This is a genomic window from Thalassobaculum salexigens DSM 19539, assembly GCF_000423805.1.
Lineage (GTDB): Bacteria > Pseudomonadota > Alphaproteobacteria > Thalassobaculales > Thalassobaculaceae > Thalassobaculum > Thalassobaculum litoreum.
On the sequence record NZ_KE384093.1, the window covers coordinates 1,509,833 to 1,533,264 of the forward strand.

The window sequence follows — 23,432 nt, forward strand, 5'->3', positions numbered from 1 at the left end:
CGTCGCCTCCGTCCGCGGGCTCAGCCGGCGCGCCGCGTGGTCCATGACCTGCGGAAAGAGTCGATTTTTCCTAAATTTCGATTTTTTTCGTGCGCGATTGCGTTTGTTTTAACCTTCTCTTTACGCTCTGCGGACAATCGTAGCGTGATCGACCCGGCATGTTCTCGTGCGGGCGGTGTTCGTGTCACGTTAACTGTTGTTGGGTCTGTCATGTCGAAACTGGCCTTCAAGATTCCTGCACTCGTTCTGGTCGCTGCCCTGGTGGCCGGTGTGGGCAGCAGCATCGTCGGAATGGTGCTGTCGTCGAGCGCTCAGGAAGAGGCGATCGACTACCGGCTCGTGACCGTGGCGAGCGAGCGCGCCCGGTCGCTGCAGCACTATCTGGAGACGATCCAGGTCGATCTGGAGACCCTGTCGACCAGCCCGGTCGCCTTCGAGGCGATCGTCGAGTTCAAGCGCGGTTGGACCGAGTTCTTCGCCAAGGGTCCGACCAAGGCCCTGCAGGCCGCCTATATCACCGACAACCCCAATCCGACCGGGTCGAAGGAAGAGCTGGACCGCGCGGACGGACCCGAGGGCTATCACGAGACCCATGCGCATTTTCACCCGTGGTACCGCTCGTTCCTGCGGGCCAAGGGTTTCTACGACATCTTCCTGTTCGATACGAACGGCAACCTCGTCTACACCGTGTTCAAGGAGCTCGACTACGCCACCAACTTCGTGAACGGCGAATATGCCGACACCGGGCTCGGCCGGGTGTATCAGAAGGCGATGGCCAATCCGGGCACCGTGATCTTCGACGATTTCGAGCCATACGCGCCGAGCTTCGGCGCGCCGGCGAGCTTCATCGCCAAGACGGTGACCGACAACTTTGGAAACATCCTCGGCGTGCTCGCCTTCCAGATGCCGATCGATCGGCTCAACGAGGTCATGCAGCACCCGGTCGGTCTCGGCGAGACCGGCGACACCGTGATCCTCGGCCGCGACAAGCTGCGCCGAAGCGATTCCCGCTTCGCCACGGACAGCGCGCTTCTCAAGGAGACGATTTCCTGGCCAGGCGCCGATGCGGTGCTGGCGGGCGAAGTCGGGACCATGGAGGGCCAGATCGGTGACACGGGTGTCCTGGTCGGCTATGCGCCGGTCGAGTTCGTCGGCACCACCTGGGGCGTGATGGCGGCCCTGTCGGCCGACGAGGCCTTCGCCTCGGAAGAAGAACTGCTGTTTTACGAAGCGCTGATCGGCGGACTGGTCCTTCTTGTCGTCCTCGTTGCCGGCATCCTGTTCTCCCGCACGATCACCAGCCCGCTCGCCCGCATCATCGGCGTCATGTCGACGGTCTCCGGCGGGTCCTATGGCGTCGAGGTTCCCGAGAAGGGGCGTGGCGACGAGATCGGCGACATCGCCCGCGCACTGGAACAGTTCCGTCTGAACGGCCAGGAGGCCGAGCGTCTGCGGGTCGAGCAGGAGGAGATGCGCGAACGCAACGAGGCCGAGCGTATCGAGGCCCTGCGGGCCATGGCACGCACGGTCGAGGCCGAGTCCACGCGCGCGGTGGAGAACGTCTCCGCCGAGACCAACGCCATGACCAACCAGGCCGAGGACATGGCCCGTTCCGCCCGGAAGGTGGAGGAGAACAGCCAGACCGTCGCGGCCGCCGCCCAGGAGGCGCTGGCCAATGCGGAATCCGTCTCCGCCGCCACCGAGGAACTCGCCGCGTCGATCGAGGAGATCGCGTCGCGCGTGGTCGACGGCGCCACCACCGCCCGCGAGGCGATGGCGGTCGGCCGCGACAGCCAGGCCACGATCCAGACCCTGGCCGATGCGGCGAAGCAGATCGGCACCGTCGTCGTGCTGATCGACGACATCGCGCAGCAGACCGGTCTGCTGGCGCTGAACGCCACCATCGAGGCCGCCCGCGCCGGCGATGCCGGCAAGGGCTTCGCCGTGGTCGCCAGCGAGGTGAAGAACCTCGCCTCGCAGACCGCCAAGGCCACCGGCGAGATCACCGAGCAGATCCACGAGATCCAGGCGATCACCCAGCGGTCGGTCGATGCGATGCGCTCGATGGTCGAGCGGATCGGCGCGATCGACGAGATCTCCACCTCCGTGGCGACCGCGGTGGAGGAGCAGCAGGCCGCCACCCAGGAGATCGCCCGCAACGTGTCGGAGACCGCCTCGGCGGCCCGTGAGGTGGCGACCAATATCGAACTGGTCTCGGCCGAGGCGCGCTCCAACCTCGACGTCGCGTCCGCGGTGCAGACCGCCTCGGTGCACGTCAAGGACGCGATCGAGAGTCTGAAACAGGCCGTCGTCCGGGTCGTGCGCACCTCCACCCCCGAAGTGGACCGGCGCGAGCAGGCCCGCGCGGTCACCCGGGAGGCCGCCACCCTGCAACTCGGCTCGCAGCGCCACGACGTGATGGTGCTCAACACCTCGGAGGGCGGCGTCGGGGTCGAGCTCGCCGAGGGTATGGCGCTGTCCGGCGACATGAGTCGCGGCGAGCTGTCCTCCGCCAGCACCGGTACGCGCTCCGTCCTTGTCACGGGGGTGAACGGTCGCAATGTGGGGCTGCGGTTCGCCTGAAGGTTGAGCGCTGGGCGTTGACGAAAAATATAAGCATTATCAATTAATTGAGCGGCGTCCCCCGGCCCTGGCAGGTCGGGGGTTGCCGTTCGACGGCGGCGGCACGAAGCTTGCTAGACGACGGTGAACCGTTGAAACCTTCGACCGCCCGGTCGTTTCCCGGTAGACTGCGGGCACCAGGCGGAGGTCGGTAGTGCGAGGGGGCGCGTCGATGTCCAATACCTATCTCGATCCCTATGATCGGAGTCGGAAGCCGCATTCCGCGGATGCCGATGACGGCGCCATCATAGAGATGCCGGATCGGTCGACATGGTCGCCGGGGCAGGGACTGCTCGCCACCTGGTACGAGACCCATGCGTTCGAGGCCATGGTGCCGCCGTCGACGCCGATCGACCTGCTGGGACCGCTGATCGGGCTGGTGCACAAGCTGGCCGTCGACCGCGAGCGCGACGATTTCCGCTATCTGATCTTCGGTCGCTCGATCGCCAAGAAGGCGAATATGGGCGGCGACGGGCAGTGGGTCTCCGACCTGATCGAGCCGACCCGGAGCCTGTTCCTGGCCCATTACCGCAGCCTGGTCGCCGCGCCGCGCCTGTTCGTCGGCCGGCTGCGCTACGAGGGCATCGACATCCCGCACCGCGAGTGGGTCCGCGCCGTGGCGCCGATGGGCACGCCGGAGCAAGGGGTCACCCATTTCATCGTCTTCACCGAAACCGCCCACGATCCGCAACAGATCTGAGGCCCGCCGGGCCTCATGCGCAGGCGTCGCGTGTCTCAGATCCGGCGTCCGGTCTGGCGGATCTCGGCCGTCGTCTTGGTGATGCGCAGCCCGACGACCAGCGACAGCAGCAGCGGCCACAGATGCGCCACCGCGCCGAACGGCGAGCGGGCCGAGATCTCCTGCTCCGCCGAAATCCTACGGACCTCGTCGAACCGCGCCACCATGGCCGGCTCGTCGTCGCAGTAGAGCAGGGTGTACAGCTCGGCCTCGGGCACCCGGGCATCGGATTCCGCCGCCGCCTCCGCGGTATGGTAGGCGCTGCGCGCGACGCCGCAGATCTCGGTCAGCCGGGCCATCTTGGTCTCTGCGAAGAACAGCGAGCCGACGCCGCTGATATGCTCGAAGACATAGCGCTTCGCCTGGGGCAGGACAGGCTGCGCCGCGCGGCACAGCGGCAGGTCGAACAGCCGGGACACGGCGCTGTGGCCGAGATTGTCGGCGGAGATCAGCCGGTCGCATTCGGTCACCAGCGCCAGCATGATCGAGTCCTGGCGGCTGAGTTCGACCTCGGCCAGCCGTTCCATGTTCTGCAGCCGGGTGACCAGGGTGTCGCGCTCGCCCTGATAGGCGCCGAGGATCAGCGACAGGAAGGCGCCGACATACCAGACGTAGTCGATCGCCCGCCAGAACCGCCGATTGCCGTGCATCGCCCGCCACAGCACCAGGTGCCAGAACGCCACCGAGCCGGCGAACATCGCCATGATCAGGAGCGCATGGTTGTGCGGCTGGCGGGCGCTGTCGCCGTCGATATAGGCGATCAGCCCGGCGACGGGGGCGGCGAGGGCATCGAGGAACCAGTCCATGGGCGGCATACCGGGCGATGAGAACCGGCGCCACAATGGCTGATTCGGGGCGGGAAATGGAAACGGGCGGCGCGGTTTCCCTCCGCCGCCCGGCGATGACCCGTTCTGCCCGGCGATGACAGGTCGGTCGGCGGGCGCTCAGCAGCCGGCGGTGCAGGTCCCCGCGCCGTCGAAGTCCATGGCGCGGCCGCTCAGTGGCGGATGGGCGGGGACGCGCCGCCGTCAGATCGCCAGGTATTCGTGGCGCAGGTCGTCGTTGTCGAGCACCTCCTGGGCCGAGCCGTCGAACACGATCTGGCCCATGTCGAGGATCAGCGCCCGGTTCGCCAGATGCAGGGCGGCGATGGCGTTCTGCTCGACGATGATCGTGGTGATGCCGAGTTCCTTCACGCTCTGCAGAATGCCCTCGATCTCCTTGACGATGGTCGGCGCCAGGCCCTCGTACGGCTCGTCCAGCAGCAGCAGCTTCAGGTCGCGGGCCAGCGCCCGGGCCACGGCCAGCATCTGCTGCTCGCCGCCGGACATGGTGACGGCGTCCTGACGGCGGCGCTCGGCGAGGCGGGGGAAGTGGTCGTAGATCCGCTCCAGCGGCCAGCCGATCGGCTCCTCCACCTGGGCGAGCTGCAGGTTCTCCTCCACCGTCAGGCCGCCGATGATCCGCCGGTCCTCGGGCACGAGCTGGACGCCGAGGCGGGCCGCCTGGAACGCCTTCATGCTGTGCAGCGGCTCGCCGTGCAGCCAGATCTCGCCGCGCTGCAGGCCGGGAGTGTCGGTGCGGGCGATGGTCCGCAGGGTCGAGGTCTTGCCGGCGCCGTTGCGGCCGAGCAGGGCCACGATGTCCTGCTCGTGCACGTCGAAGGACACGCCCTGCACGATGTAGGACTCGCCGTAATAGGCGTGGATGTCCTGCACCCGGAAGAACGGGGCGGTGCCGGCGGCGGGCGCCTTGTAATCGGCGGTTCCGGTGCCGGTACCAGCGGTGGAACCGGCGGCGTTGGTCGCCGTATTGGGGGTCGCGGTGGCGTTCATGTCTTGGCCCTCTCTCCAGCCTACAGGTGGGCGCCGCCCAGATAGGCTTCCTGCACCTTGGGATTGCCGCGGATCTCCTCCGGCGTGCCCTCGGCGATGACGGTGCCCTGGGCCATGACGGAGACCTTGTGGGCCAGCGAGAACACCACATGCATGTCGTGCTCGATGACGATCTTGGTGATGCCGCGCTCGCCGATCCGCTTCAGCAGGTCGATGGTGTTGTTGGTGTCGGCCCGCGACATGCCGGCGGTCGGCTCGTCCAGCAGCAGCAGCCGCGGCTCCTGCACCAGGCACATGGCCAGCTCCAGCCGGCGCTTGTCGCCGCGCGACAGGGCGCCCGCATGGTCGGAGCGGTTATCGGCGAGGCCGACCTCCTCCAGCATGTGCTCGGCCTTGTCGCGGATCTCCGCCTCGCCGTCGATGCGCGGCAGCCAGTTCATCTTGAAGGCGCCGTCGCGATGGGCGAAGGCGGGGATCATCACGTTCTCCAGCAGCGAGAGATCGGGAAAGATCTCCGGCGTCTGGAACACCCGGGCGACGCCCAGCTGGTTGATCTCGTGCGGCCGCCGGTTCAGCAGCGACTGGCCGTCGAACATCACGGTGCCGGTATCGGGCTCCAGCCGGCCGACGAAGCAGTTCAGCAGCGTCGACTTGCCGGCGCCGTTCGGGCCGATGATGGCGTGCACCTGGCCCTGCGCGACCTTCAGGTTGACCTGATTGAGCGCCTTGAGGCCGGCGAAGGACTTGTTGACGCCCTGGACGGTAAGGATCGACATGGTCCCGCTCTCCCTCAGGCCGATTCACTGGCGGTGTCGGTGCGCGAGGCCCCGTCCGACCGTCTGAACAACTTTTGAACGCGGCGGATGCCTTCCATGATGCCGCCGGGCAGGAAGATGACGATCAGCATGAAGACCACGCCGAGGGTCAGGTGCCAGCCCTCGCCGACGAACAGTCCGGCGACGGCCACGGCCGCTTCCTGCAGCGTCTCCGGCAGCCAGTTGAACATCTCCATCAGGACCTGGTCGTTGAAGGCGGAGAAGATGTTCTCGAAGTACTTGATGACCGCCGCACCCAGCACCGGGCCGAGCAGGGTGCCGGCACCGCCCAGGATGGTCATCAGCACGACCTCGCCCGACGCGGTCCACTGCATGCGCTCGGCCCCGGCCAGCGGGTCGGTCGAGGCCAGCAGCGCGCCCGCAAGTCCGGCATACATGCCGGAGATGATGAAGGCGGCCAGCGTATAGGGCCGGGTGTTGAACCCGGTGTAGTTCATCCGGGTCTGGTTCGACTTGATGGCCTTCAGCATGGTGCCGAAGGGCGAGCGGGCGATCTTCATGGCGACGAAGAAGCCGATGATCAGCACCACCGCGCAGAAGTAGAAGCCGGGATAGCCGGTCATCTCCAGCCCGAACAGCGAGGTCGTGGGCGTGGAGACCGTGTCGCGCACGCCGGCGAGCTGCTCCAGGATCCGCGGGTCGCTCGGCAGCACCGTCAGCCCGGTCTCGCCGTTGGTGATCGGAGTGAGCACCGAATAGGCGAGGTTGTAGGACATCTGGGCGAAGGCCAGGGTCAGGATCGAGAAGTAGATGCCCGAGCGCCGCAGGCTGATATAGCCGATGGCCAGCGCGAAGACCGCGGCGGTGATCATGGCGAAGAACACCGCCGGCAGCACGTTCATGCCCAGCAGCTTGAACGACCACACCGCCGTGTAGGAACCGACGCCGAGGAAGGCGGCGTGGCCGAAGGACAGGTAGCCGGTCAGTCCGAACAGGATGTTGAAGCCGATCGCGAACAGGCCGTAGATCGCCCATTTCTGCAGCAGGTCGGGATAGCCGGCGCCGATCAGGCTGGCCCAGAGCGGAGCGGTCAGCACGGCGGCGGCGAACAGGACCAGGAAGATCAGGTCGCTGCGGCGGCTGGTGCCGAAGGCGGAGGTGGGAGCGGCGGCCATCGGTCTAACCCTCCATCACGCCCTTGCGACCCAGGAGGCCACGAGGACGGACTTGCAACACGATCACGGCGATCAGGTAGATGATGATCTGGTCGATGCCGGGAATGATGGACTTCACCTCGTTCATCGAGGCGAAGGACTGCAGGATGCCGAGCAGGAAGCCGGCCAGCACCGCACCGGGCAGCGAGCCCATGCCGCCGACCACGACCACCACGAAGGACAGCACCAGGAACTCCATGCCGATATGGTAGTCGGGCGGCAGGATCGGCGTGTACATCACGCCGGCCAGCCCGGCGACCACCGCGGCGATGCCGAAGACGATGGTGAACCGGCGCTCCACATGGATGCCCAGCAGGCCGACCGTCTCGCGGTCCTGCATGCCGGCGCGCACGACCATGCCGAAGGTGGTGAACTGCAGGAAGGCGAACACCCCGCCGATCACCGCCAGCGAGAAGAACAGGTAGATCAGGCGCCAGTACGGATAGACGATCGTACCCGGCACACCGAACCAGATGCCGAGATCGGCACTGCCCGCCACCACTTCGGGGGCGGGGGTCGGGATCGGATTGGCGCCGTAGATCGCCTTCACCAGCTCCTGCAGCACGATCGCCAGGCCGAAGGTGACCAGGATCTGCTCGGCATGGGAGCGATTGTAGAAGAAGCGGATCAGGCCGCGCTCCATGATCAGGCCGATGATCAGCATGATCGGTATGGCGGCGAGCAGCGAGATCGGCACCGCGTAATCGATGATCACGAGGCCGGTATCGCCGAACCAGGTCTCCAGGTAGGGGATTTCCTTATAGGCGTCGAAGAAGGTGATGCTCTCGTCCTTCACCTTCTTCGACAGCGTCAGCAGCTTCTGGATCGTCACGGCACAGAAGGCGCCCAGCATGAACAGGGCGCCGTGGGCGAAGTTCACCACCCCCAGCGTGCCGAAGATCAGGGTCAGCCCGAGGGCGATCAGCGCGTAGGCGCCGCCCTTGTCGAGCCCGTTCAACATCTGAAGAACGAAAGCGTCCATGACGCGGTCCCCCCTCCGGGATTTCGAATTGCCTAAAAAGTATGCCGTGCGCGGAGCTGTTCGACCATGGGTCGAGAGGGGTCCGAACCGGCAAGTCGGGGGCTCCCTGGCGGGAGCCCCCGTTGTGTCAGCGCATCTCGGTGCAGTCTTGAACCCAGATGCCGGTCCCGATCAGGCGCCGTTGTTGCAGCTGCCGAGGCTGCCGGCGAACTGCGGAATGTTCGCATCGTAGGTGACCTGCTCCCGCGGGACTTCCTGGACGACTTCCAGAAGGTCGAACTGCGAGGACGGGTTGTCCTTACCCTTCACGACCAGCACCTTCTTGAAGCACTGGTGGTCTTCCGCGCGATACAGGGTCGGACCGTTGCCCATGCCGTCGAACTCGAAGCCCTCCAGGGCCTTGCCGAGTTCGCAGGGAGCGAAGGTGCCGGCCCGCTCGGCCGCATCGGCGTAGAGCAGCGCCTGAACGTAGCAGGTATGCGCGGCCTGGGACGGCGGGAAGCCGTACTCGGCGCCGAACGACTTCACGAAGGCCTGGGAGCCCGCGTCGCTCAGCGACCAGTGCCAGTTGGTCGACCCGAAGATCCCCTTCACGTTCTCGCCGGCACCCTGCGCCATCAGGCGGCTGTAGAGCGGGACGACGATGGCGAAGTCCTTGCCGTTGACCTGCTTGTCGCGCAGGCCGAACTGCACGGCCTGGGTCAGCGAGTTGACCATGTCCTTGCCGTAGTGGTTCAGGATCAGCACGTCGGCGCCGGAGTTCAGAACCGGCGTGATGTACTGCGAGAAGTCACCGGCGCCGAGCGGCGTGCGGACCTTCTCCACGGTCTGCCAGCCGAGGGCCTCGGTGGCGTCGGCGATCGACTCCTCCTGGGTCCAGCCCCAGGTGTAGTCGGCCGTCAGGTGGTAGGCCTTGCGGTCCTTGCCGTAATTGGCCTCGAGCACCGGGGCCAGCGCGGCGCCGGACTGATAGGCGTTGAAGAAGTGGCGGAAGCCGTTGGCACGGCGGTCCTTGCCGGTGGTGTCGTTGGAGTGCGTCAGACCGGCCATGAAGATGATGCCGGCTTCCTGGCACAGCGACTGCACCGCGATGGCCACGCCGGAGGACGAGCCGCCGGTCACCATCACCACGCCGTCCTTCTCGATCATCCGCTTGGCGGACGCGCGGGCGGCGTCGGACTTGGTCTGGGTGTCGCCCGTCACATACTCGACCTTCTTGCCGAGGATGCCGTTGCCCTTCAGGGCCTTGGACGAGAAGGTGTTCAGCATGCCGCCGTCACCTTCGCCGTTGATGTGCTTGACGGCGAGCTGGTAGGCGCGGAGTTCGTCCGCACCCTCGTCGGCATAGGCGCCGGTCTGCGGCACGTTGAAGCCGAGGGTGACGGTGCCGCCCGTCGGCTCGTTCAGATACGCATAGGCGCTTTTGGTGAAGAAGTGCGGAGCGGCGAGGCCGGCTGTCAGTGCCACGCCCCCCTTCATCAGCGAGCGGCGTGAGACGCCCTTATCGAAGACGGTCATTGGTTCCTCCCGTTCGGTCTTCGTCCCTGCCGCGTCGCGTTCGATCACAGTTCGATCTTGAGGGTGGCTTCCGATGGCGCGATGGCCGTCGCAAGCCTGGACTGCGGCAATACGACTGTAGAGGGTATCTGAAAATTTGCAAACTAAGTTGTTGTTTTGAATTGACTATTTTGTCAATTTGAGACACAACGCACCTGCAAAATAGTAAATCTATGACAAAAGCGGGCTTAACCGCGCGCAGGCTGGGGAAAAAGGAGGGGCGGAAATGGCTTTGGAACTCGCCGGGTTCCGCATTCGCGAGCGGCGCAAGCAGATGGAGCTCACCCAGTCGGGCCTGGCCAAGGCTGTCGGCATCTCGCCGTCCTATCTGAACCTGATCGAGGCCGGGAAGCGGAACATCGCCGGCGGCCTGCTGAACCGGCTCGCCGCCGCGCTGGATCTGGACGCCGAGACCCTGGCCGGCACCACCGAGCGCCGGGTGATCGACGACCTGCGCGAGATGGCGGCCGATCCGCGCCTGAAGGCGGCCCGCCTGCCGGAGCAGGGGGCGCAGGATCTGGTGGCCCGGCATCTGGACTGGGCGCAGTCGATGCTGGCCCTGTACCGCGCCTACGTGGATCAGGCGGAGACGGTGTCGGCCCTGTCGGACCGCCTGAGTCGCGACCCGTTCCTGGGCGACCTGATCCACCAGGTGCTGACCCACATCACCGCCCTGCGCTCGGTCTCCGAGATCCTGGAGAACGTGGACGACATGCCGGCGCAGCAGCGCCAGCGCTTCCAGGGCATGATGACCGAGGAGAGCGCCAAGCTCAGCGACGTGGCCCAGGCGCTGACCGACGTGTTCCAGGTGCCGGAGGCCCACACCCGCTCGGTCACGCCGGCGGAGGAGGTGGACGACTTTCTCATCGAGCGGCGCAACCACTTCCCCGAACTGGAAGCCGCCGCGGCGGGCCTGCGCCGGGAGGTCGAGCGCCAGGGCGAGACCATGATGAGCGCGCTGATCGACTATCTCGACCGGCGGCACGGCATCAGTGTCGTCAACCGGGGGCGCACCGCCGCCGAGGCGCCGACCGGCGAGCGGTTCCGCAACCACTGCCGGTTCGATCCCGAAACCAAGACCCTGATGTTCCTCGACAACGCGTCGATCTCCACCCGCCGGTTCCAACTCGCCCGGGTGGCGGCGGAGCTGACCCTGGGCGACGCCATCGCCCGGGAGATCGACGATCCCCGCCTGTCGAGCGAGGCGGCCCGCAACCAGGCGTTCCGCGCGCTCGCCTCCTACGCCGCCAGCGCGGTGCTGCTGCCCTATGAGAGCTTCCTGGAGGACGCCGTCTCCTGCCGCTACGACATCGAGGTGCTGCGCCAGCGCTACGCCGCCAGCTTCGAGCAGGTGGCGCACCGGCTGATTACCCTGCGCCGGCGCGGCGAGGAGGGGATCCCCTTCGCCTTCCTGCGCTCCAATCCGGCCGGTCACGCGACCAAGCGCTTCCCGCTGCCCGGCCTGCCGCTGCCGCGCTACGGCCATGCCTGCCCGCTCTGGGCGATCTACCAGTCGTTCCAGACCCCGGACCGGGTGGTGCGCCAGCTGGCGGAGTTTCCCGACCGGGGGCGGTTCCTGTTCATCGCCCGCACCGTGACCAAGCAGCCGGCCACTTTCCACGAGCCGCCGGTGCTGCACTCGGTCATGCTGGCCTGCGAGGCGGTGCATGCCGACGCCACGGTCTATGCCGACGGGCTCGACCTGTCGGCGCGGGAGATGGCGGCGCGGGTGGGGGCGAGCTGCCGGCTGTGTCCGCGCATCGAATGCCTGCAACGCGAGGAGGAATCGATCGTGCGCAGCCCGGCCCTGTGACGGTCGACCCTTTATGTTTCGATCCGATGAGTGCAGGTAAGACGTTCGTCAGACCGCATCCTCAGAACCGTTCCGTGCGGGAAGGAACGGCGCTACACTACCGAAAACGTCGCCGGACGAACCGGTGAACCCGGGGGAGGAACACACCGTGCCGGCACATGTGCTGATCGCCGAGGACGAACCGAATATCGTCGAATCCCTGAGTTTTATTTTGAGTCGGGAGGGGTGCGAGGTGACCGCGGTCTTCGACGGCCGGGCGGTGATCGACAAGATCGGGACCATGCGCCCCGACCTGGTGATTCTCGACGTCATGCTGCCGAAGATGAACGGGTTCGAGGTCCTGAAATGGATCAAGAGCAATCCCGACCTGAAGGGCGTGCCGGTGATGATCCTGACCGCCAAGGGCCAGGACAAGGACCGCAAGACCGCCGAGGAGCTCGGCGCCGACGCCTTCGTGACCAAGCCGTTCTCCAACCGGGAGGTGGTGGAGCGGGTCATGACCCTGGCTTCGGCCTGAGGCCCGCCCGGGCGTGCGCATGCCAACCCGTCCCACCAGAACCAAGGTCCGTGACGCGGTGGCGCTGATGGCGCTGCTCGGCACCTGGCTGGTTATGCCGCCGATGCTGGACGTGGTGAACCAGCCGACCTCGGTGTTCGGCATCCCGACCATCGTGGTCTACGTCTTCGCGGTCTGGGCCGGGCTGATCATCTTCACCCGCATGGTGGCGCGTCGCGCCGGCCGGGCCTTCGCCCGCGAGGAGATGCCGCCGGAGCCCGAGTCGGAGGGGGAGGGCGGCTGATGCTCTCCGCCAACGTCGTTCTGGTCACGGCACTGGCCTATGTGGCCCTGCTGTTCATCGTCGCCTTCGTCAGCGACCGCCGGGCCCGCGCCGGGCGGGTGGGCCTCGCCCATTCGCCGCTGATCTACACCCTGTCGATCTCGGTCTACTGCACCTCCTGGACCTTCTACGGCGCCGTCGGCTCGGCGGCCCGCGACGGGCTGGAGTTCGTGACCATCTATCTGGGCCCCACCCTGGTGTTCGTCGGCTGGTGGTTCGTGCTGCGCAAGCTGGTGCGGATCGGCCGGGTGCACCGGATCTCCTCGGTCGCCGATCTGGTGTCCTCGCGCTACGGCAAGAGCACGACCCTGGCGGTGCTGGTCACCATCATCGCCGTGATCGCCAGCACGCCCTACATCGCGCTGCAGCTCAAGGCGGTGACCATCAGCTTCTCGGTGGTCGGCAGTGCCGGCAACGAGGCGGTGATCGACGTCTCCACCGCCTTCTGGGTCGCCGCCGGCATGGCCGCCTTCACCATCCTGTTCGGCACCCGCAACATCGACGCCAACGAGCGCCACCACGGGGTGGTGGCCGCCATCGCCCTGGAGGCGCTGGTCAAGCTGGTGGCCCTGCTGGCGGTCGGCATCTTCGTGGTCTTCGGCGTCGCCGGCGGGCTGGGCGAGGTCTTCGCCATGCCGGGGGCGAGCATCGTGATCGACCCGGACACAGTCTACGGCCCGCGCTGGATGGCGATGACCTTCCTCGCCGGCACCGCCATCCTGTGCCTGCCGCGCCAGTTCCAGGTGACGGTGGTGGAGAACGCCGATGAGGGGCAGCTGCGCACCGCCTCCTGGCTGTTCCCGCTCTACCTGTTCCTGATGTGCTGCTCGATCCTGCCGATCGCCATCGCCGGGCTGACCCTGCTGCCGCCGGGCGCCAATCCGGACATGTTCGTGCTCACCCTGCCGATGGCCCAGGGCCAGGACGCGCTGGCGCTGCTCGCCTTCATCGGCGGCTTCTCCTCGGCCACCTCCATGGTGATCGTCGCCTGCATCGCCCTGTCGATCATGGTCTCCAACCACATCGTCATCCCCGTCGTGCTGCGTCTGCCGGTGCTGAGCCAGGCGGTGAGCGGCGACATGAAGCGGCTGCTGCTGGTCAGCCGACGGATCAGCATCGGCCTGCTGCTGCTGCTCGGCTTCGGCTATTTCGTCGCCAGCGCGCAGTCCGACGCGCTCGCCGCCATGGGTCTGATCGCCTTCGCCGGGGCGGCGCAGATCCTGCCGGCCATGGTCGGCGGCCTGTACTGGCGCTCGGCCTCGAAGGCCGGGGCGGCGGCCGGCATGTTCGCCGGCTTCCTGGTCTGGATGTACACGCTGGTCCTGCCGAATTTCGAGGGCGTGTGGTTCGTCACCCACGGGCTCATGGTGGACGGGCCGTGGGGCCTCGGCTGGCTGCGGCCGCATGCCCTGTTCGGCATCCAGGGCGACGACCCGCTGGTGCATTCGGTGTTCTGGAGCATGACCGTCAACATCGTCCTGTTCGTGGCGGTCTCGCTGATCCGCGAGCAGAACCCGCTGGAACGGCTGCAGGGCACCCTGTTCGTCGACGTGTTCCGCAATCCGGCGGAGAGCGAGGGCCGTTTCATCACCCGCTCCGCCACGGTCGACGACCTCTACGTCATGACCCAGCGGATCCTCGGCGCCGAGGAGGCGCAGCGGGTCTTCGCCGAATTCGCCCAGCGCCAGGGGGCGACCGGCGACATGCCGCGCCCGGATGCCGCCTTCATCTCCCATCTGGAACGGCTGCTCGCCGGCGGCATCGGCGCCGCCTCGGCCCGGGTGATGATCAGCCAGGTGGTCACCGGCGAGACCATCAGCCTGGACGAGCTGATCCGGCTGGTCGACGAGACCCAGCAGGTGATCGAGTATTCCCAGCGCCTGGAGGCCAAGTCCCAGGAGCTGCAGCAGACCGCCAAGGCGCTGCAGGACGCCAACGAGCGGCTGCGCCTGCTCGACGCCCAGAAGGACGACTTCCTGAGCCAGGTGAGCCACGAGGTGCGCACGCCCATGGCCTCGATCCGGTCGTTCTCGGAGATCCTGCTGGACAACCCGGATCTGGAATCCGAGCGGTCGCGCAAATACCTGAAGATCATCCAGGACGAGACCCTGCGCCTGTCCCGCCTGCTGGACGAGATTCTCGACGTCTCGCATCTGGACAGCGGCCAGTTCGCCCTGCGGCTGGCCGATGTCGACGGCGCCCGCATCCTGGAGCACGCGGTGGAGACCAGCCGCGGCATGGCGGCCAGCGCCGGGGTGGCCATCGACTACGGCCCCTGCGTCGAGCAGGCGCCGATCCGCGCCGACGGCGACCGGCTGGCCCAGGTGTTCATGAACATCCTGTCCAACGCCATCAAGTACAACACCAGCGAGCAGCCCCGGGTCACCGTCAGCAGCCGGATCGATGGCGGCTCCTATTTCGCCTATGTGGACGACAACGGGCCGGGCATCCCGGCGGAGGACCGCGAGCGGATCTTCGCCAAGTTCGCCCGGGGACGCGAGCTGACCCCCGGTCACCGCACCGGCGCCGGGCTCGGCCTGTCGATCAGCCGCAGCATCGCCCGCATGCTCGGCGGCGATCTGGAGCTGCTGCCGGAGCCGGGGCGCGGATCGGGGCGGGGCGGGGCGCGGTTCCGCCTGCGCCTGCCGCTGCGCTCGGAAACCGCGGCGGCGGCGGGTGAATAACGCGCCGCGAGTGCTATGTAGGGGACAGTTGCCACCGACCCCGGACCCCGCACCCGCATGACCTCCACCGACCAAGCCGCCGACCAAGCCGCCGACCAGTTCGACGACTCCGACCTCCGTCTCGGCAGCCGCACCGCCCTGCCGGAGACCCTGCGCGTGCTGGTCCACGCCCTGCCGCAGGAGGCCTGGGCGGCGCATCCGAATTTCGGCGGCATGACCCGGTTCTGGCTGGAGCGTCACGCCGCCTTCCGCGAGCTGCTCGACCGCATCGCCGCCGATGCCGGCGCGACCGCTGCGGGGACGATCGCCCCCGACGCCTACGCGCCCCGGCTCTACCGGCTCGCCAGCACCCTGCTGGGCGAGCTGCACGGCCACCATTCGATCGAAGATGCGCATTACTTTCCGCAGCTCCGCCGGCTGGAGCCGTCGGTGGCCCGCGGCTTCGACCTACTGGAGGCCGATCACAAGGATCTGGACGCCCGGCTGCACGGGTTCGCCGGCGAGGTGAACACCCTGCTGCAGGCGGCCCAGGCCGGGACCCTGGCGGCGGGTCAGGTGGAGCCGTTCGCGGACACGGTGGCCGGGTTCCGGCGCCTGCTCGACCGCCACCTGGTGGACGAGGAGGAGATCGTCATTCCGGCCCTGCTGAAAGTCTCCGGCGGGTAGGGGCCGGTCCTTACCTCCGCGCCCGGCGCCCGAAGCCGGCGGTGGCTTCCCATTCCCCCAAACCCAACGTCTTCCCGGCCTTGCGCCGGGACCCAGGATGGGGTCGCTGGAACGCGTGAGGCCGATCTCCCGCGCTCCAGCGCGCGGATGTCTCGATCCCGGCGCAAGGCCGGGAAGACGGGAAGGGAAGATGGAGAGAGGAAGGGAAGATGGAGAGGGAACGGAAAGTGGGTGAGAGAAAAAAGCTGAGGGAGCGAGCTGGCCTATTGCCCGGCGACCGGGTCCCCGAACACGCCGGCGAACTTCATCGCCATCAGCAGCACCACGCCCCACAGGCCCAGATTCACCGCGATCAGGATGCCGATCTGCATCAGCGCCGCTCCCACATGCCCGTGACCGGCCCAGCGCATGGGTTCGGCCTTGGCGGGCGTCGGCTGGTCGGGGGGCGGGGTCGGATCCATCGCGGCACCGGAAGTGATCCAGAACTGCGACCACGGTAGCAGAGCGCCGGGCGGCCGTCGCGCGGGATCGCGCGGAATTTTTGCCGCCCTCCGCGGTCAGGATGGTGGCGGGGGATCGGGCCTTTATGCCGGGTGGCAGTCCAGGCGGCAGCCTGGAGCGATCTCTTGAACCGGGTGCGCGGGTGCCCAGATCCGAGTCCGGGTCAGATCTCACAGTTCAGTCAGGAGAGTTCCGATGCGATCCACACTTGTTCCCCTCGCCCTGGCGGGCCTGCTGCTCGCCGGCAGCGGTTCCGCGACGATGGCCCAAAGCACGGGCCAAAGCGCGGGCGAGGACACCCGGGCGGAAGCCTATGTCGACAGCATGACCGCCACGATGAAGGCCTGGGCCGACAAGGTGGGCGACTGGACCGCCCGTCAGGTCGATGCCGCCAGCGACGCCACCGCCAAGGCCGGCGAGCGGACGGAAGAGGCGCTGGACCAGGCCTGGGTGGCGGTGAAGCGCGACTGGGCGCAGCTCAAGGAGGCGAGCGCCGAGGGCTACGAGGTGGCGCAGGACCGGTTCGAGGAATCTCTCGACGCCCTGGAGAGAGCATGGGACGAACGCGACGAAACCACCACTACGAAGAAGAATTAGGACAGTTCGGCTTTTTCACTTTTCTGCTTTTCAACACTCCCCGGATTTATTCCGGGGTCCACGCTGAGGCTTGCCCGAGTGGACGAGAGAAGCGTTCAGATGGTGATGCGCGTCCTTCCGTGGGCCCCGGAAAAAATCCGGGGATTGAAGAAGGGAACGGGCGTTGCAGCCGCACTCTCTACACCCCCACCAGGAACAGCGTGATCCCCGGGAACAGCACCAGCAGCACCACCCGCAGCATGTCGCTGATCAGGAACGGCAGGGTGCCGCGGTAGGTCTGGACCATCGGCACGTCGCGGGCCATGGAGTTGATGACGAACAGGTTCATCCCCACCGGCGGCGTGATCAGCCCGACCTCGACCACGATCAGCACCAGGATGCCGAACCACAGGGCGAAGGCCTCCGGGTCCATGGCGAAGTCGAGCGCGCTGACCACCGGGAAGAAGATCGGCACCGTCAGCAGGATCATCGACAGCGAATCCATGAAGCAGCCGAGCACCAGATACAGCAGCAGGATCGCCGCCAGAACCGTGTAGGGGCCGAAGCCCTGGCCGGTCACCCACTGCGCCGCCTCCTGCGGCAGCTGGGCGAAGGCCAGGAAGGTGTTGAACACCGCCGCGCCGAGCACGATGAAGAAGATCATCGCCGTCGAGGTCGCGGTCTGCAGCAGCGAGGTCTTCAGCTTCTCCAGGGTCAGCCCGCGATTGGCCAGCGCGATCAGCCCGGTGCCGGCGGCGCCGAAGGCGGCCCCCTCCGTCGGGGTGAACAGGCCGAGATAGATGCCGCCGACCACCAGCACGAAGACCGCCAGCACCGGCCAGATCCGCCACAGGGCGCGGAACCGCTCGGCCATCGGCGCCGGGTCGCGGTGGCCGGCGCTGTCCGGCTTCAGGCGGACATAGACCGCGATCGCCAGCATGTAGCCCAGCGCGGCCAGGATGCCCGGCACCACCGCAGCGACGAACAGTTTGGCGATGTTCTGCTCGGTCAGCAGGGCGTAGATCACCAGCACGACCGAGGGCGGGATGAGAATGCCCAGCGTGCCGCCGGCGGCCAGCGCGCCGGTCGACAGCGAGCCGGAATAGCCGAAGCGCTTCAACTCCGGCAGGGCGACCTGGGCCATGGTGGCGGCGGTGGCGAGCGAGGAGCCGCAGATCGCCCCGAACCCGCCGCAGGCGCCGACGGCGGCCATCGCCACCCCGCCCTTGCGGTGGCCGAGCCAGGACTCCGCCGCGTCAAACAGCGCCTTGGACAGGCCGCCATGGGTGGCGAACTGGCCCATCAGCAGGAACAGCGGGATGATGCCCAGGGAGTAGTTGGAGAAGGTGTCGTAGGCCATCGCCTTCATCTGCGACATCACCGGCAGCCAGGTGCCGTTGACCAGCACCGAGCCGCCGATGCCGAGCAGCAGCATGGCCAGCCCGATCGGCATGCGCAGGCCGATCAGCAGCAGCAGGAGCGGAAACGACCACAGGGCGATCTCGAGCTTGTCCATCACGCCCGCCCCGCCGCACGGCCCGGATCCCGGGCCTCAACCAGGCTGCGCACCACCGTCCAGGCGCAGACCAGCACGAAGACGGCGCCGACCGGCACGCAGACCGCGTAGCCCCACCACACCGGAAACTGCAGGATGTAGGTGGTCTCGTTGTACTGCAGCTTGTCCTGCATCCCGGCCCACAGGCGCCACAGGATGAAGGCCGCCACCACGGTCATCGCCAGGTCGAACAGTACCGCCAGGACGGCGTTGACGCGCGGCCCCAGCCAGTCGGCGAAGACGTCGACCGAGACGTGGCCGCGTTCCATCTGGCACCAGGGGAGGAAGCAGAACACCGCCAGCGCGGTGCCCGCCTCGACCAGCTCGAAATCGCCGGGGATCGGGCCCAGCCCGGCCCAGATCAGCGCCCGGCCGCTGACGCTGAGCACCACCAGCGCGGTGATCGCCAGCAGCAGGATGCCGCCGAGCATCGCCAGCAGCCGCGACAGGCCGGTCAGAACTCCGGAAATCGTCGAATACACGCACGTCCCCTCGGCAGGCATCGGGTACCCAAGGAAAGAGGCAGGCGACCGGACCGCCTGCCTCGTCCGGGTCGGCCGGTGTGGCCGTTACTTGGTCTCGGCGGCCACCAGGTCGCGGGCGTCCTTCACCATGCCGGCGCCGTCCATGCCCTTGCCGTCCATCTCGGCGATCCAGCCGTCGACCACCGGCGTGGCCGCTTCCTTCCAGCGCGCGGTCTCGGCCGCGTCCAGGGTGATGATGGTGTTGCCGGCCTGCTGCGCCTTGGCCATGCCGATCTTGTCGACCTCGTCCATGGCCCGGCCGGCCAGGCGGGCGGCCTCGACGCCGGAATTGTCGTCGATCACCTTCTTCAGATCGTCGGGCAGGGCGTCGTAGCGCGCCTTGTTCATGGCGAACAGGAACGTGGCGGTATACAGACCGCGGTCGCCCTCGAAGCCGGTGTGGTTGCCCACCAGCTCGGCCATCTTCAGCGGCAGGGTGACCTCCCACGGGATCACCGCGCCGTCGATCACGCCCTTGGACACCGCCTCGGGCACGGCCGGGACCGGCATGCCGATCGCCACCGCGCCGAGCTGCTCCAGCATGCCCGTGATCACCCGGGTCGGGCCGCGCAGCTTCATGCCCTTGAGGTCCTCAAGCGAGCTGACCGGCGCCTTGGAGTGGATCAGGCCCGGGCCGTGGGTGTGCACGGCGATCACCTGCATGCCGGGGAAGTCGTTTTGCATGTGCTTATCGGCGTATTTCTGGAACGCGACCGAGGTCTCCTCGGCGGTCGCCACCATGAACGGCAGCTCGAACGCCTCGGCGCGCGGGAAGCGGCCCGGGGTGTAGCCCATCACCGTCCAGATGATATCGACCGCGCCGTCGGTCACCTGCTGCGCGAGCTCCGGCGGCTTGCCGCCGAGCTGCATGGAGGGATAGTGCTCGACCTTGATGCGGCCGCCGGACTGGGTCTGCACCCGCTCGATCCACGGGTTGATGAACTTGTCGGGAATGGCGGCCTTCAGCGGCAGAAGCTGGTGCAGCTTCAGGGTGACGTCCTGGGCGCCGGCCGGCGCGGCGACCGCGAGCATGCCGGCGGCGACAAGCCCGGCGGACAGCAGTTTCTTCAGCATTGCGTGGTCCTCCCCACTGGTTGCGTTTTTTTGAGTATTGTCTGGAACGCGTCCGATTTCAGTCACGTCACCATATTCGCCCCGGACTGTCGATGATGCTGGGCATGCGCCCGCTCACCCGCTGATCAGCGACAGTCCCGGAACCTTGTTGATCAGTTTGGTATCCTCGATCATCACGTCCAGATTGGTCCGGGCGAGCCTGGCGTGTTCCCGGGCAATGGCCTCGGCGCGCGCGCCCTCGCGCATCTCGATCGCGTTGACGATGGCGCGATGCTGGGCCTGGGCGACCAGAAGCGATACGCGGATTTCCGGCATCTCCGCCTGGGCGGTGATGAAGGCGTTGGGGGCGGCGAAGGGCAGGCGCATCACCCGCTCCAGCTCCCGACGGATGGTCTCGCTGCCCGACAGCGTGTGCAGCAGGTCGTGGAACTCCCCGTTGCGCGCGATATAGACCGCGAAGTCGGTCCGTTCCGGGTCGACGACCACTTGGTCGAGCTCGGCGAGCAGGCTGTGCATGGTCTGCAGCCGCGCGGCGGGGACACCGCGTTCCGCGGCGATCCGGGCCGCCACCCCTTCCAGCGCGCCGCGCAGTTCGATCGCGTCGGCGACATCGACCTGGGTGAAGCTGCGCACGGTATAGCCACCCGATGGGATGGCCTCGACCACACCTTCCTGGTCGAGCTGGGCCAGGGCGGCGCGGATCGGCGTGCGGGAAATGCCGAGGCGCCCGGACAGGGTCACCTCGGACAGCCGGATACCGGGGCCCACCTCGCCGGAAAACACCAGCTCGCGGATGCCAAGCAGCGCCTTGAGGCTCTGGGAGGTGCCGCGCTCCCGGCGGGGGGAGGTGCCGCGCTCGCGCCGGGCCGGACTCGCCATGGCTCAGGCCGCTCCCGCCGGTCGTGTCTTGTATACAAAATGGGTGGTGCGGGTCGGACGTTTCAGGCGGATCGGCGCGCAGAACGGGGAACAAGAGGGAACGTCGCCGGACCGGTCCGCGCCAAGATCGGCCGCGAGACCCGGTTCGAAGGCCGGTTTCCGGTCCGGTTCGAGGTGGCGTGCCATCCTGTTTCCTTCCGATCGTCTCTTGCAATCGTATACTTGCTGTATACAACTTAAGGGAAAGGCAAAGCAATCAGCTCTGTCGAAACCGACAAGAACGACATGGAGGAAACACAATGACGACGCCGACTCCGCCCTTCCGTGCCGACGAGGTCGGCAGCCTCCTGCGCCCGGCCGAGCTGAAGACCGCGCGGGCCGATTTCGCCGCCGGAAAGCTCGATGCGGCCGGACTGAAGACGGTGGAGGACGACTGCATCCGCCACGTCGTCGCCCGCCAGGAGCAGGTCGGGCTGCAGGCGGTCACCGATGGTGAGTTCCGCCGCTCATGGTGGCATTTCGATTTCCTGGCAGGACTCGACGGGGTCGAGCTGGTGCAGGGCGCGAAGGCGATCCAGTTCTCCGGCGTGCAGACCAAGTCGGAGAGCATCGGCGTCACCGGCAAGGTCGGCTTCTCCGACCATCCGATGCTGGAGCATTTCAAGTTCCTGAAGAGCGTGACCAAGGTCACCCCGAAGATGACGATCCCGTCGCCGTCGGTGCTGCATTTCCGCGGCGGCCGGGACGCGATCTCCAAGGAGGTCTATCCGGATATCGAGTCGTTCTACGCCGATACCGCGGAGGCCTATGCCCAGGCGGTGCGCAGTTTCTACGACGCCGGTTGCCGCTACCTGCAGTTCGACGACACGGTCTGGGCCTATCTGTGCTCGGAGAAGGAGCGTCAGGCGGTGCGCGACCGGGGCGAGGATCCCGACGCCCTGAAATCGGCCTATGCCGGGATGATCGCCCACGCCCTGAAGGCCAAGCCCGCCGACATGGCGATCACCACCCATGTCTGCCGCGGCAATTTCCGCTCGAGCTGGATCTCCGAAGGCGGATACGAGCCGGTGGCGGAGATGCTGCTGGGCGAACTGGACTACGACGGCTACTTCCTGGAATACGACACCGAGCGGGCCGGCGGCTTCGAGCCGCTGCGCTTCCTGCCCAAGGGCAAGAAGAAGGTCGTGCTCGGTCTGGTGACCTCCAAGTTCGGCGAACTGGAGAACCGCGACGGCGTCCATGCCCGGGTCGAGGAGGCGTCGAAATTCGCCCCGATCGACCAGTTCTGCCTCAGCCCGCAATGCGGCTTCGCCTCCACCGAGGAGGGCAACATCCTGTCCGAGGAGGAGCAGTGGCGGAAGCTCGGGTTCATCGTCGAGGTCGCCAAGGATATCTGGGGCGAAGCCTGATCCCCGCGGCCCGATAGTATTAACCGGTTCTTTACAGTGTCGGCCTAGAGTTCCTCCCGATCCTGGAGGAATTTATGGCCGACCCTGTGCACATGGACGCAAACGCACCCAAGACCTACGACTTCGGCGCCTCTGAGGCCGCGGTCGATCGGCTGTACGCCCTGCCGCTTCACGACGTCCCGCTTCAGACCCTCGGGCTGAAGAAGGCGACGATGATCAAGAACGCCCATCTGGAGAGCGTGCTCGAGCTGTTCCGCGGCGACGGCATCGGCAGCGGCCAGATCCGCATCGACGAGATCCCGCAGTTCTTCACCCAGGACCCCAAGGCCCTGGAGGAGGACGTGGAGATCCTGCGGCGTCTGGCCGAGCTGGAGAGCTTCGACGTGTTCTCCCTGCGCATCGAGCTGCGCCGCATCAATGTCGACTTCACCGGCACCGAGGCGCTGAACCTGTCGCCCGAGAAGCGCGCCGAGCTGTCGGAATACATGGCCTCCTTCACCCGGCCGCTGATCATGAAGATCTACGGCCAGCAGCAGGACGCGTCGGAGGCCAGCGAGCTGATCGACCTGGTCCGCAAGCCGAATCGCGAGGACGCGATGCGGGCGCTGAAGGAGCTGGCCGACACCCTGAAGATCGAGCTGGAAGACGTGCCGAAGTTCCTGGAGGAGTGCGGCGACGTGTTCCTCAGCCTGAGCTATTTCCGCGACGCGCTGGACGAGGTGACCGGCGCGATCCCCGACATGATCGACTGGATGAACGACCTGAAGGACAATTTCCAGGTCCGCTCCGATCCGGCCAACCAGCGGGTGATCTCCGAGATCGCGTCCGATCTGACCGACATCTCCACCAGCCTGGTCGGCCGCTTCGACATGTTCGACCAGCGTTCCCAGAAGCTGTGGGACGACATCGACCCGCATGCCTTCGAGAATTTCCGCGATTTCGTGCGCGACCACCACGTGTCGCTGGCCGCCGTGCTGTGCGGCCTGACCGTGAAGATGAAGCTCTGGGCCGAGCGGTTCCCGTCGCGCGGCGGCGCGCCGATGAAGCGCATCGAGTTCATCAAAGGCGAGATGCTGCCGGGCCTTGCGCGCATCAAGAAGCGCGAGACCGGTCATTGACCCTGCAAAGATAAAATCTTCGCTGTTAACCTTTCATTGGGGTCTCGCCGGTAGAGTCCCATCAGAACG

21 protein-coding genes are annotated in these 23,432 nt (G+C 67.0%); 10 read left to right on the forward strand and 11 right to left on the reverse strand.

Translation table 11 applies throughout. The features are described from left to right. Nucleotides 1-210: 210 nt before the first annotated feature. Nucleotides 211-2,583: a methyl-accepting chemotaxis protein gene (locus G578_RS28405; protein ID WP_051244636.1), complete on the forward strand. Its 2,373-nt coding sequence runs from the start codon at nucleotides 211-213 to the stop codon at nucleotides 2,581-2,583. A gap of 211 nt (nucleotides 2,584-2,794) precedes the next feature. Next, nucleotides 2,795-3,322, forward strand: coding sequence for a hypothetical protein (locus G578_RS0111455; protein WP_028794355.1), 528 nt, complete (start codon nucleotides 2,795-2,797; stop codon nucleotides 3,320-3,322). A 35-nt stretch (nucleotides 3,323-3,357) separates the two neighbouring features. On the opposite strand, the gene G578_RS0111460 is transcribed toward G578_RS0111455, so the two are convergent. The 6 genes from G578_RS0111460 to G578_RS0111485 all read right to left on the reverse strand — a co-directional run bounded on the left by G578_RS0111460 (nucleotide 3,358) and on the right by G578_RS0111485 (nucleotide 9,686). Continuing rightward, on the reverse strand, nucleotides 3,358-4,167 hold the full coding sequence (locus G578_RS0111460; protein ID WP_028794356.1) for a hypothetical protein: 810 nt from the start codon (nucleotides 4,165-4,167) through the stop codon (nucleotides 3,358-3,360). 222 nt (nucleotides 4,168-4,389) lie between these two features. After that, the gene (locus tag G578_RS25920) at nucleotides 4,390-5,196 is read right to left on the reverse strand and encodes an ABC transporter ATP-binding protein (protein WP_084618832.1); all 807 of its coding nucleotides are present in this window, start codon (nucleotides 5,194-5,196) and stop codon (nucleotides 4,390-4,392) included. A gap of 20 nt (nucleotides 5,197-5,216) precedes the next feature. Next, nucleotides 5,217-5,972, reverse strand: coding sequence for an ABC transporter ATP-binding protein (locus G578_RS0111470; RefSeq protein WP_028794357.1), 756 nt, complete (start codon nucleotides 5,970-5,972; stop codon nucleotides 5,217-5,219). Between the two features lie 14 nt (nucleotides 5,973-5,986). Next, the gene (locus G578_RS0111475) at nucleotides 5,987-7,147 is read right to left on the reverse strand and encodes a branched-chain amino acid ABC transporter permease (protein ID WP_038014026.1); all 1,161 of its coding nucleotides are present in this window, start codon (nucleotides 7,145-7,147) and stop codon (nucleotides 5,987-5,989) included. A gap of 4 nt (nucleotides 7,148-7,151) precedes the next feature. Next, nucleotides 7,152-8,168 (reverse strand): branched-chain amino acid ABC transporter permease, encoded by a 1,017-nt coding sequence (locus tag G578_RS0111480; protein ID WP_028794359.1) that lies wholly within the window; start codon nucleotides 8,166-8,168, stop codon nucleotides 7,152-7,154. A 171-nt stretch (nucleotides 8,169-8,339) separates the two neighbouring features. After that, the gene (locus tag G578_RS0111485) at nucleotides 8,340-9,686 is read right to left on the reverse strand and encodes a substrate-binding protein (protein WP_028794360.1); all 1,347 of its coding nucleotides are present in this window, start codon (nucleotides 9,684-9,686) and stop codon (nucleotides 8,340-8,342) included. A gap of 265 nt (nucleotides 9,687-9,951) precedes the next feature. Here G578_RS0111485 and G578_RS0111490 point away from each other — a divergent pair, with 265 nt between their 5' ends. The 5 genes from G578_RS0111490 to G578_RS25930 all read left to right on the forward strand — a co-directional run bounded on the left by G578_RS0111490 (nucleotide 9,952) and on the right by G578_RS25930 (nucleotide 15,727). Beyond that, nucleotides 9,952-11,538, forward strand: a complete 1,587-nt coding sequence (locus G578_RS0111490; RefSeq protein WP_028794361.1) for a helix-turn-helix domain-containing protein — start codon at nucleotides 9,952-9,954, stop codon at nucleotides 11,536-11,538. 148 nt (nucleotides 11,539-11,686) lie between these two features. Beyond that, nucleotides 11,687-12,055, forward strand: a complete 369-nt coding sequence (locus tag G578_RS0111495) for a response regulator transcription factor (protein ID WP_028794362.1) — start codon at nucleotides 11,687-11,689, stop codon at nucleotides 12,053-12,055. 19 nt (nucleotides 12,056-12,074) lie between these two features. Beyond that, nucleotides 12,075-12,338, forward strand: a complete 264-nt coding sequence (locus G578_RS25925) for a hypothetical protein (protein ID WP_038014030.1) — start codon at nucleotides 12,075-12,077, stop codon at nucleotides 12,336-12,338. Next, entirely contained in the window at nucleotides 12,338-15,061 is a 2,724-nt protein-coding gene (locus tag G578_RS0111505; RefSeq protein ID WP_028794363.1) for an ATP-binding protein, read from the forward strand. The genes G578_RS25925 and G578_RS0111505 overlap by 1 nt, the downstream gene beginning before the upstream one ends. Nucleotides 15,062-15,118: 57 nt before the next feature. Continuing rightward, the gene (locus G578_RS25930; protein WP_051244641.1) at nucleotides 15,119-15,727 is read left to right on the forward strand and encodes a hemerythrin domain-containing protein; all 609 of its coding nucleotides are present in this window, start codon (nucleotides 15,119-15,121) and stop codon (nucleotides 15,725-15,727) included. 263 nt (nucleotides 15,728-15,990) lie between these two features. On the opposite strand, the gene G578_RS0111515 is transcribed toward G578_RS25930, so the two are convergent. Continuing rightward, nucleotides 15,991-16,188 carry a hypothetical protein gene (locus tag G578_RS0111515; RefSeq protein WP_028794364.1) on the reverse strand — a complete coding sequence of 66 codons (198 nt, stop codon included), beginning with the start codon at nucleotides 16,186-16,188 and terminating at the stop codon, nucleotides 15,991-15,993. Between the two features lie 235 nt (nucleotides 16,189-16,423). Here G578_RS0111515 and G578_RS0111520 point away from each other — a divergent pair, with 235 nt between their 5' ends. Further along, entirely contained in the window at nucleotides 16,424-16,825 is a 402-nt protein-coding gene (locus G578_RS0111520) for a zinc ribbon-containing protein (RefSeq protein ID WP_028794365.1), read from the forward strand. A gap of 178 nt (nucleotides 16,826-17,003) precedes the next feature. Here G578_RS0111520 and G578_RS0111525 read toward each other — a convergent pair whose 3' ends face one another. The 4 genes from G578_RS0111525 to G578_RS0111540 all read right to left on the reverse strand — a co-directional run bounded on the left by G578_RS0111525 (nucleotide 17,004) and on the right by G578_RS0111540 (nucleotide 20,836). Next, nucleotides 17,004-18,320 carry a TRAP transporter large permease gene (locus G578_RS0111525; RefSeq protein WP_028794366.1) on the reverse strand — a complete coding sequence of 439 codons (1,317 nt, stop codon included), beginning with the start codon at nucleotides 18,318-18,320 and terminating at the stop codon, nucleotides 17,004-17,006. After that, entirely contained in the window at nucleotides 18,320-18,841 is a 522-nt protein-coding gene (locus G578_RS0111530; RefSeq protein WP_028794367.1) for a TRAP transporter small permease, read from the reverse strand. Before G578_RS0111530 ends, G578_RS0111525 begins: the two co-directional genes overlap by 1 nt. 87 nt (nucleotides 18,842-18,928) lie before the next feature. Then, a complete protein-coding gene (locus G578_RS0111535) occupies nucleotides 18,929-19,957 on the reverse strand; it encodes a TRAP transporter substrate-binding protein (protein WP_028794368.1) in 1,029 nt (342 codons plus the stop codon). Nucleotides 19,958-20,071: 114 nt separating this feature from the next. Then, the gene (locus tag G578_RS0111540; RefSeq protein ID WP_028794369.1) at nucleotides 20,072-20,836 is read right to left on the reverse strand and encodes a GntR family transcriptional regulator; all 765 of its coding nucleotides are present in this window, start codon (nucleotides 20,834-20,836) and stop codon (nucleotides 20,072-20,074) included. Between the two features lie 299 nt (nucleotides 20,837-21,135). Between G578_RS0111540 and G578_RS0111545 the strand changes: the two genes are divergently transcribed. Together G578_RS0111545 and G578_RS0111550 are read left to right on the forward strand one after the other, a co-directional pair. Beyond that, nucleotides 21,136-22,245 (forward strand): 5-methyltetrahydropteroyltriglutamate--homocysteine S-methyltransferase, encoded by a 1,110-nt coding sequence (locus G578_RS0111545; RefSeq protein ID WP_028794370.1) that lies wholly within the window; start codon nucleotides 21,136-21,138, stop codon nucleotides 22,243-22,245. Between the two features lie 74 nt (nucleotides 22,246-22,319). Then, a complete protein-coding gene (locus tag G578_RS0111550; protein WP_028794371.1) occupies nucleotides 22,320-23,363 on the forward strand; it encodes a hypothetical protein in 1,044 nt (347 codons plus the stop codon). The last annotated feature ends 69 nt before the right edge of the window (nucleotides 23,364-23,432 follow it).

What these genes read in the sequence shown, in the direction of transcription:
- G578_RS0111480 (WP_028794359.1), bottom strand. Translation starts at nt 8,168, where the DNA reads ATGGACGCTTTCGTTCTTCAGATGTTGAACGGGCTCGACAAGGGCGGC.
- G578_RS0111455 (WP_028794355.1), top strand. Translation starts at nt 2,795, where the DNA reads ATGTCCAATACCTATCTCGATCCCTATGATCGGAGTCGGAAGCCGCAT.
- G578_RS0111515 (WP_028794364.1), bottom strand. Translation starts at nt 16,188, where the DNA reads ATGGATCCGACCCCGCCCCCCGACCAGCCGACGCCCGCCAAGGCCGAA.
- G578_RS28405 (WP_051244636.1), top strand. Translation starts at nt 211, where the DNA reads ATGTCGAAACTGGCCTTCAAGATTCCTGCACTCGTTCTGGTCGCTGCC.
- G578_RS0111475 (WP_038014026.1), bottom strand. Translation starts at nt 7,147, where the DNA reads ATGGCCGCCGCTCCCACCTCCGCCTTCGGCACCAGCCGCCGCAGCGAC.
- G578_RS0111525 (WP_028794366.1), bottom strand. Translation starts at nt 18,320, where the DNA reads ATGGACAAGCTCGAGATCGCCCTGTGGTCGTTTCCGCTCCTGCTGCTG.
- G578_RS25925 (WP_038014030.1), top strand. Translation starts at nt 12,075, where the DNA reads ATGCCAACCCGTCCCACCAGAACCAAGGTCCGTGACGCGGTGGCGCTG.
- G578_RS0111485 (WP_028794360.1), bottom strand. Translation starts at nt 9,686, where the DNA reads ATGACCGTCTTCGATAAGGGCGTCTCACGCCGCTCGCTGATGAAGGGG.
- G578_RS0111545 (WP_028794370.1), top strand. Translation starts at nt 21,136, where the DNA reads ATGACGACGCCGACTCCGCCCTTCCGTGCCGACGAGGTCGGCAGCCTC.
- G578_RS25930 (WP_051244641.1), top strand. Translation starts at nt 15,119, where the DNA reads ATGACCTCCACCGACCAAGCCGCCGACCAAGCCGCCGACCAGTTCGAC.
- G578_RS0111520 (WP_028794365.1), top strand. Translation starts at nt 16,424, where the DNA reads ATGCGATCCACACTTGTTCCCCTCGCCCTGGCGGGCCTGCTGCTCGCC.
- G578_RS0111460 (WP_028794356.1), bottom strand. Translation starts at nt 4,167, where the DNA reads ATGGACTGGTTCCTCGATGCCCTCGCCGCCCCCGTCGCCGGGCTGATC.
- G578_RS0111535 (WP_028794368.1), bottom strand. Translation starts at nt 19,957, where the DNA reads ATGCTGAAGAAACTGCTGTCCGCCGGGCTTGTCGCCGCCGGCATGCTC.
- G578_RS25920 (WP_084618832.1), bottom strand. Translation starts at nt 5,196, where the DNA reads ATGAACGCCACCGCGACCCCCAATACGGCGACCAACGCCGCCGGTTCC.
- G578_RS0111540 (WP_028794369.1), bottom strand. Translation starts at nt 20,836, where the DNA reads ATGGCGAGTCCGGCCCGGCGCGAGCGCGGCACCTCCCCCCGCCGGGAG.
- G578_RS0111550 (WP_028794371.1), top strand. Translation starts at nt 22,320, where the DNA reads ATGGCCGACCCTGTGCACATGGACGCAAACGCACCCAAGACCTACGAC.
- G578_RS0111490 (WP_028794361.1), top strand. Translation starts at nt 9,952, where the DNA reads ATGGCTTTGGAACTCGCCGGGTTCCGCATTCGCGAGCGGCGCAAGCAG.
- G578_RS0111505 (WP_028794363.1), top strand. Translation starts at nt 12,338, where the DNA reads ATGCTCTCCGCCAACGTCGTTCTGGTCACGGCACTGGCCTATGTGGCC.
- G578_RS0111470 (WP_028794357.1), bottom strand. Translation starts at nt 5,972, where the DNA reads ATGTCGATCCTTACCGTCCAGGGCGTCAACAAGTCCTTCGCCGGCCTC.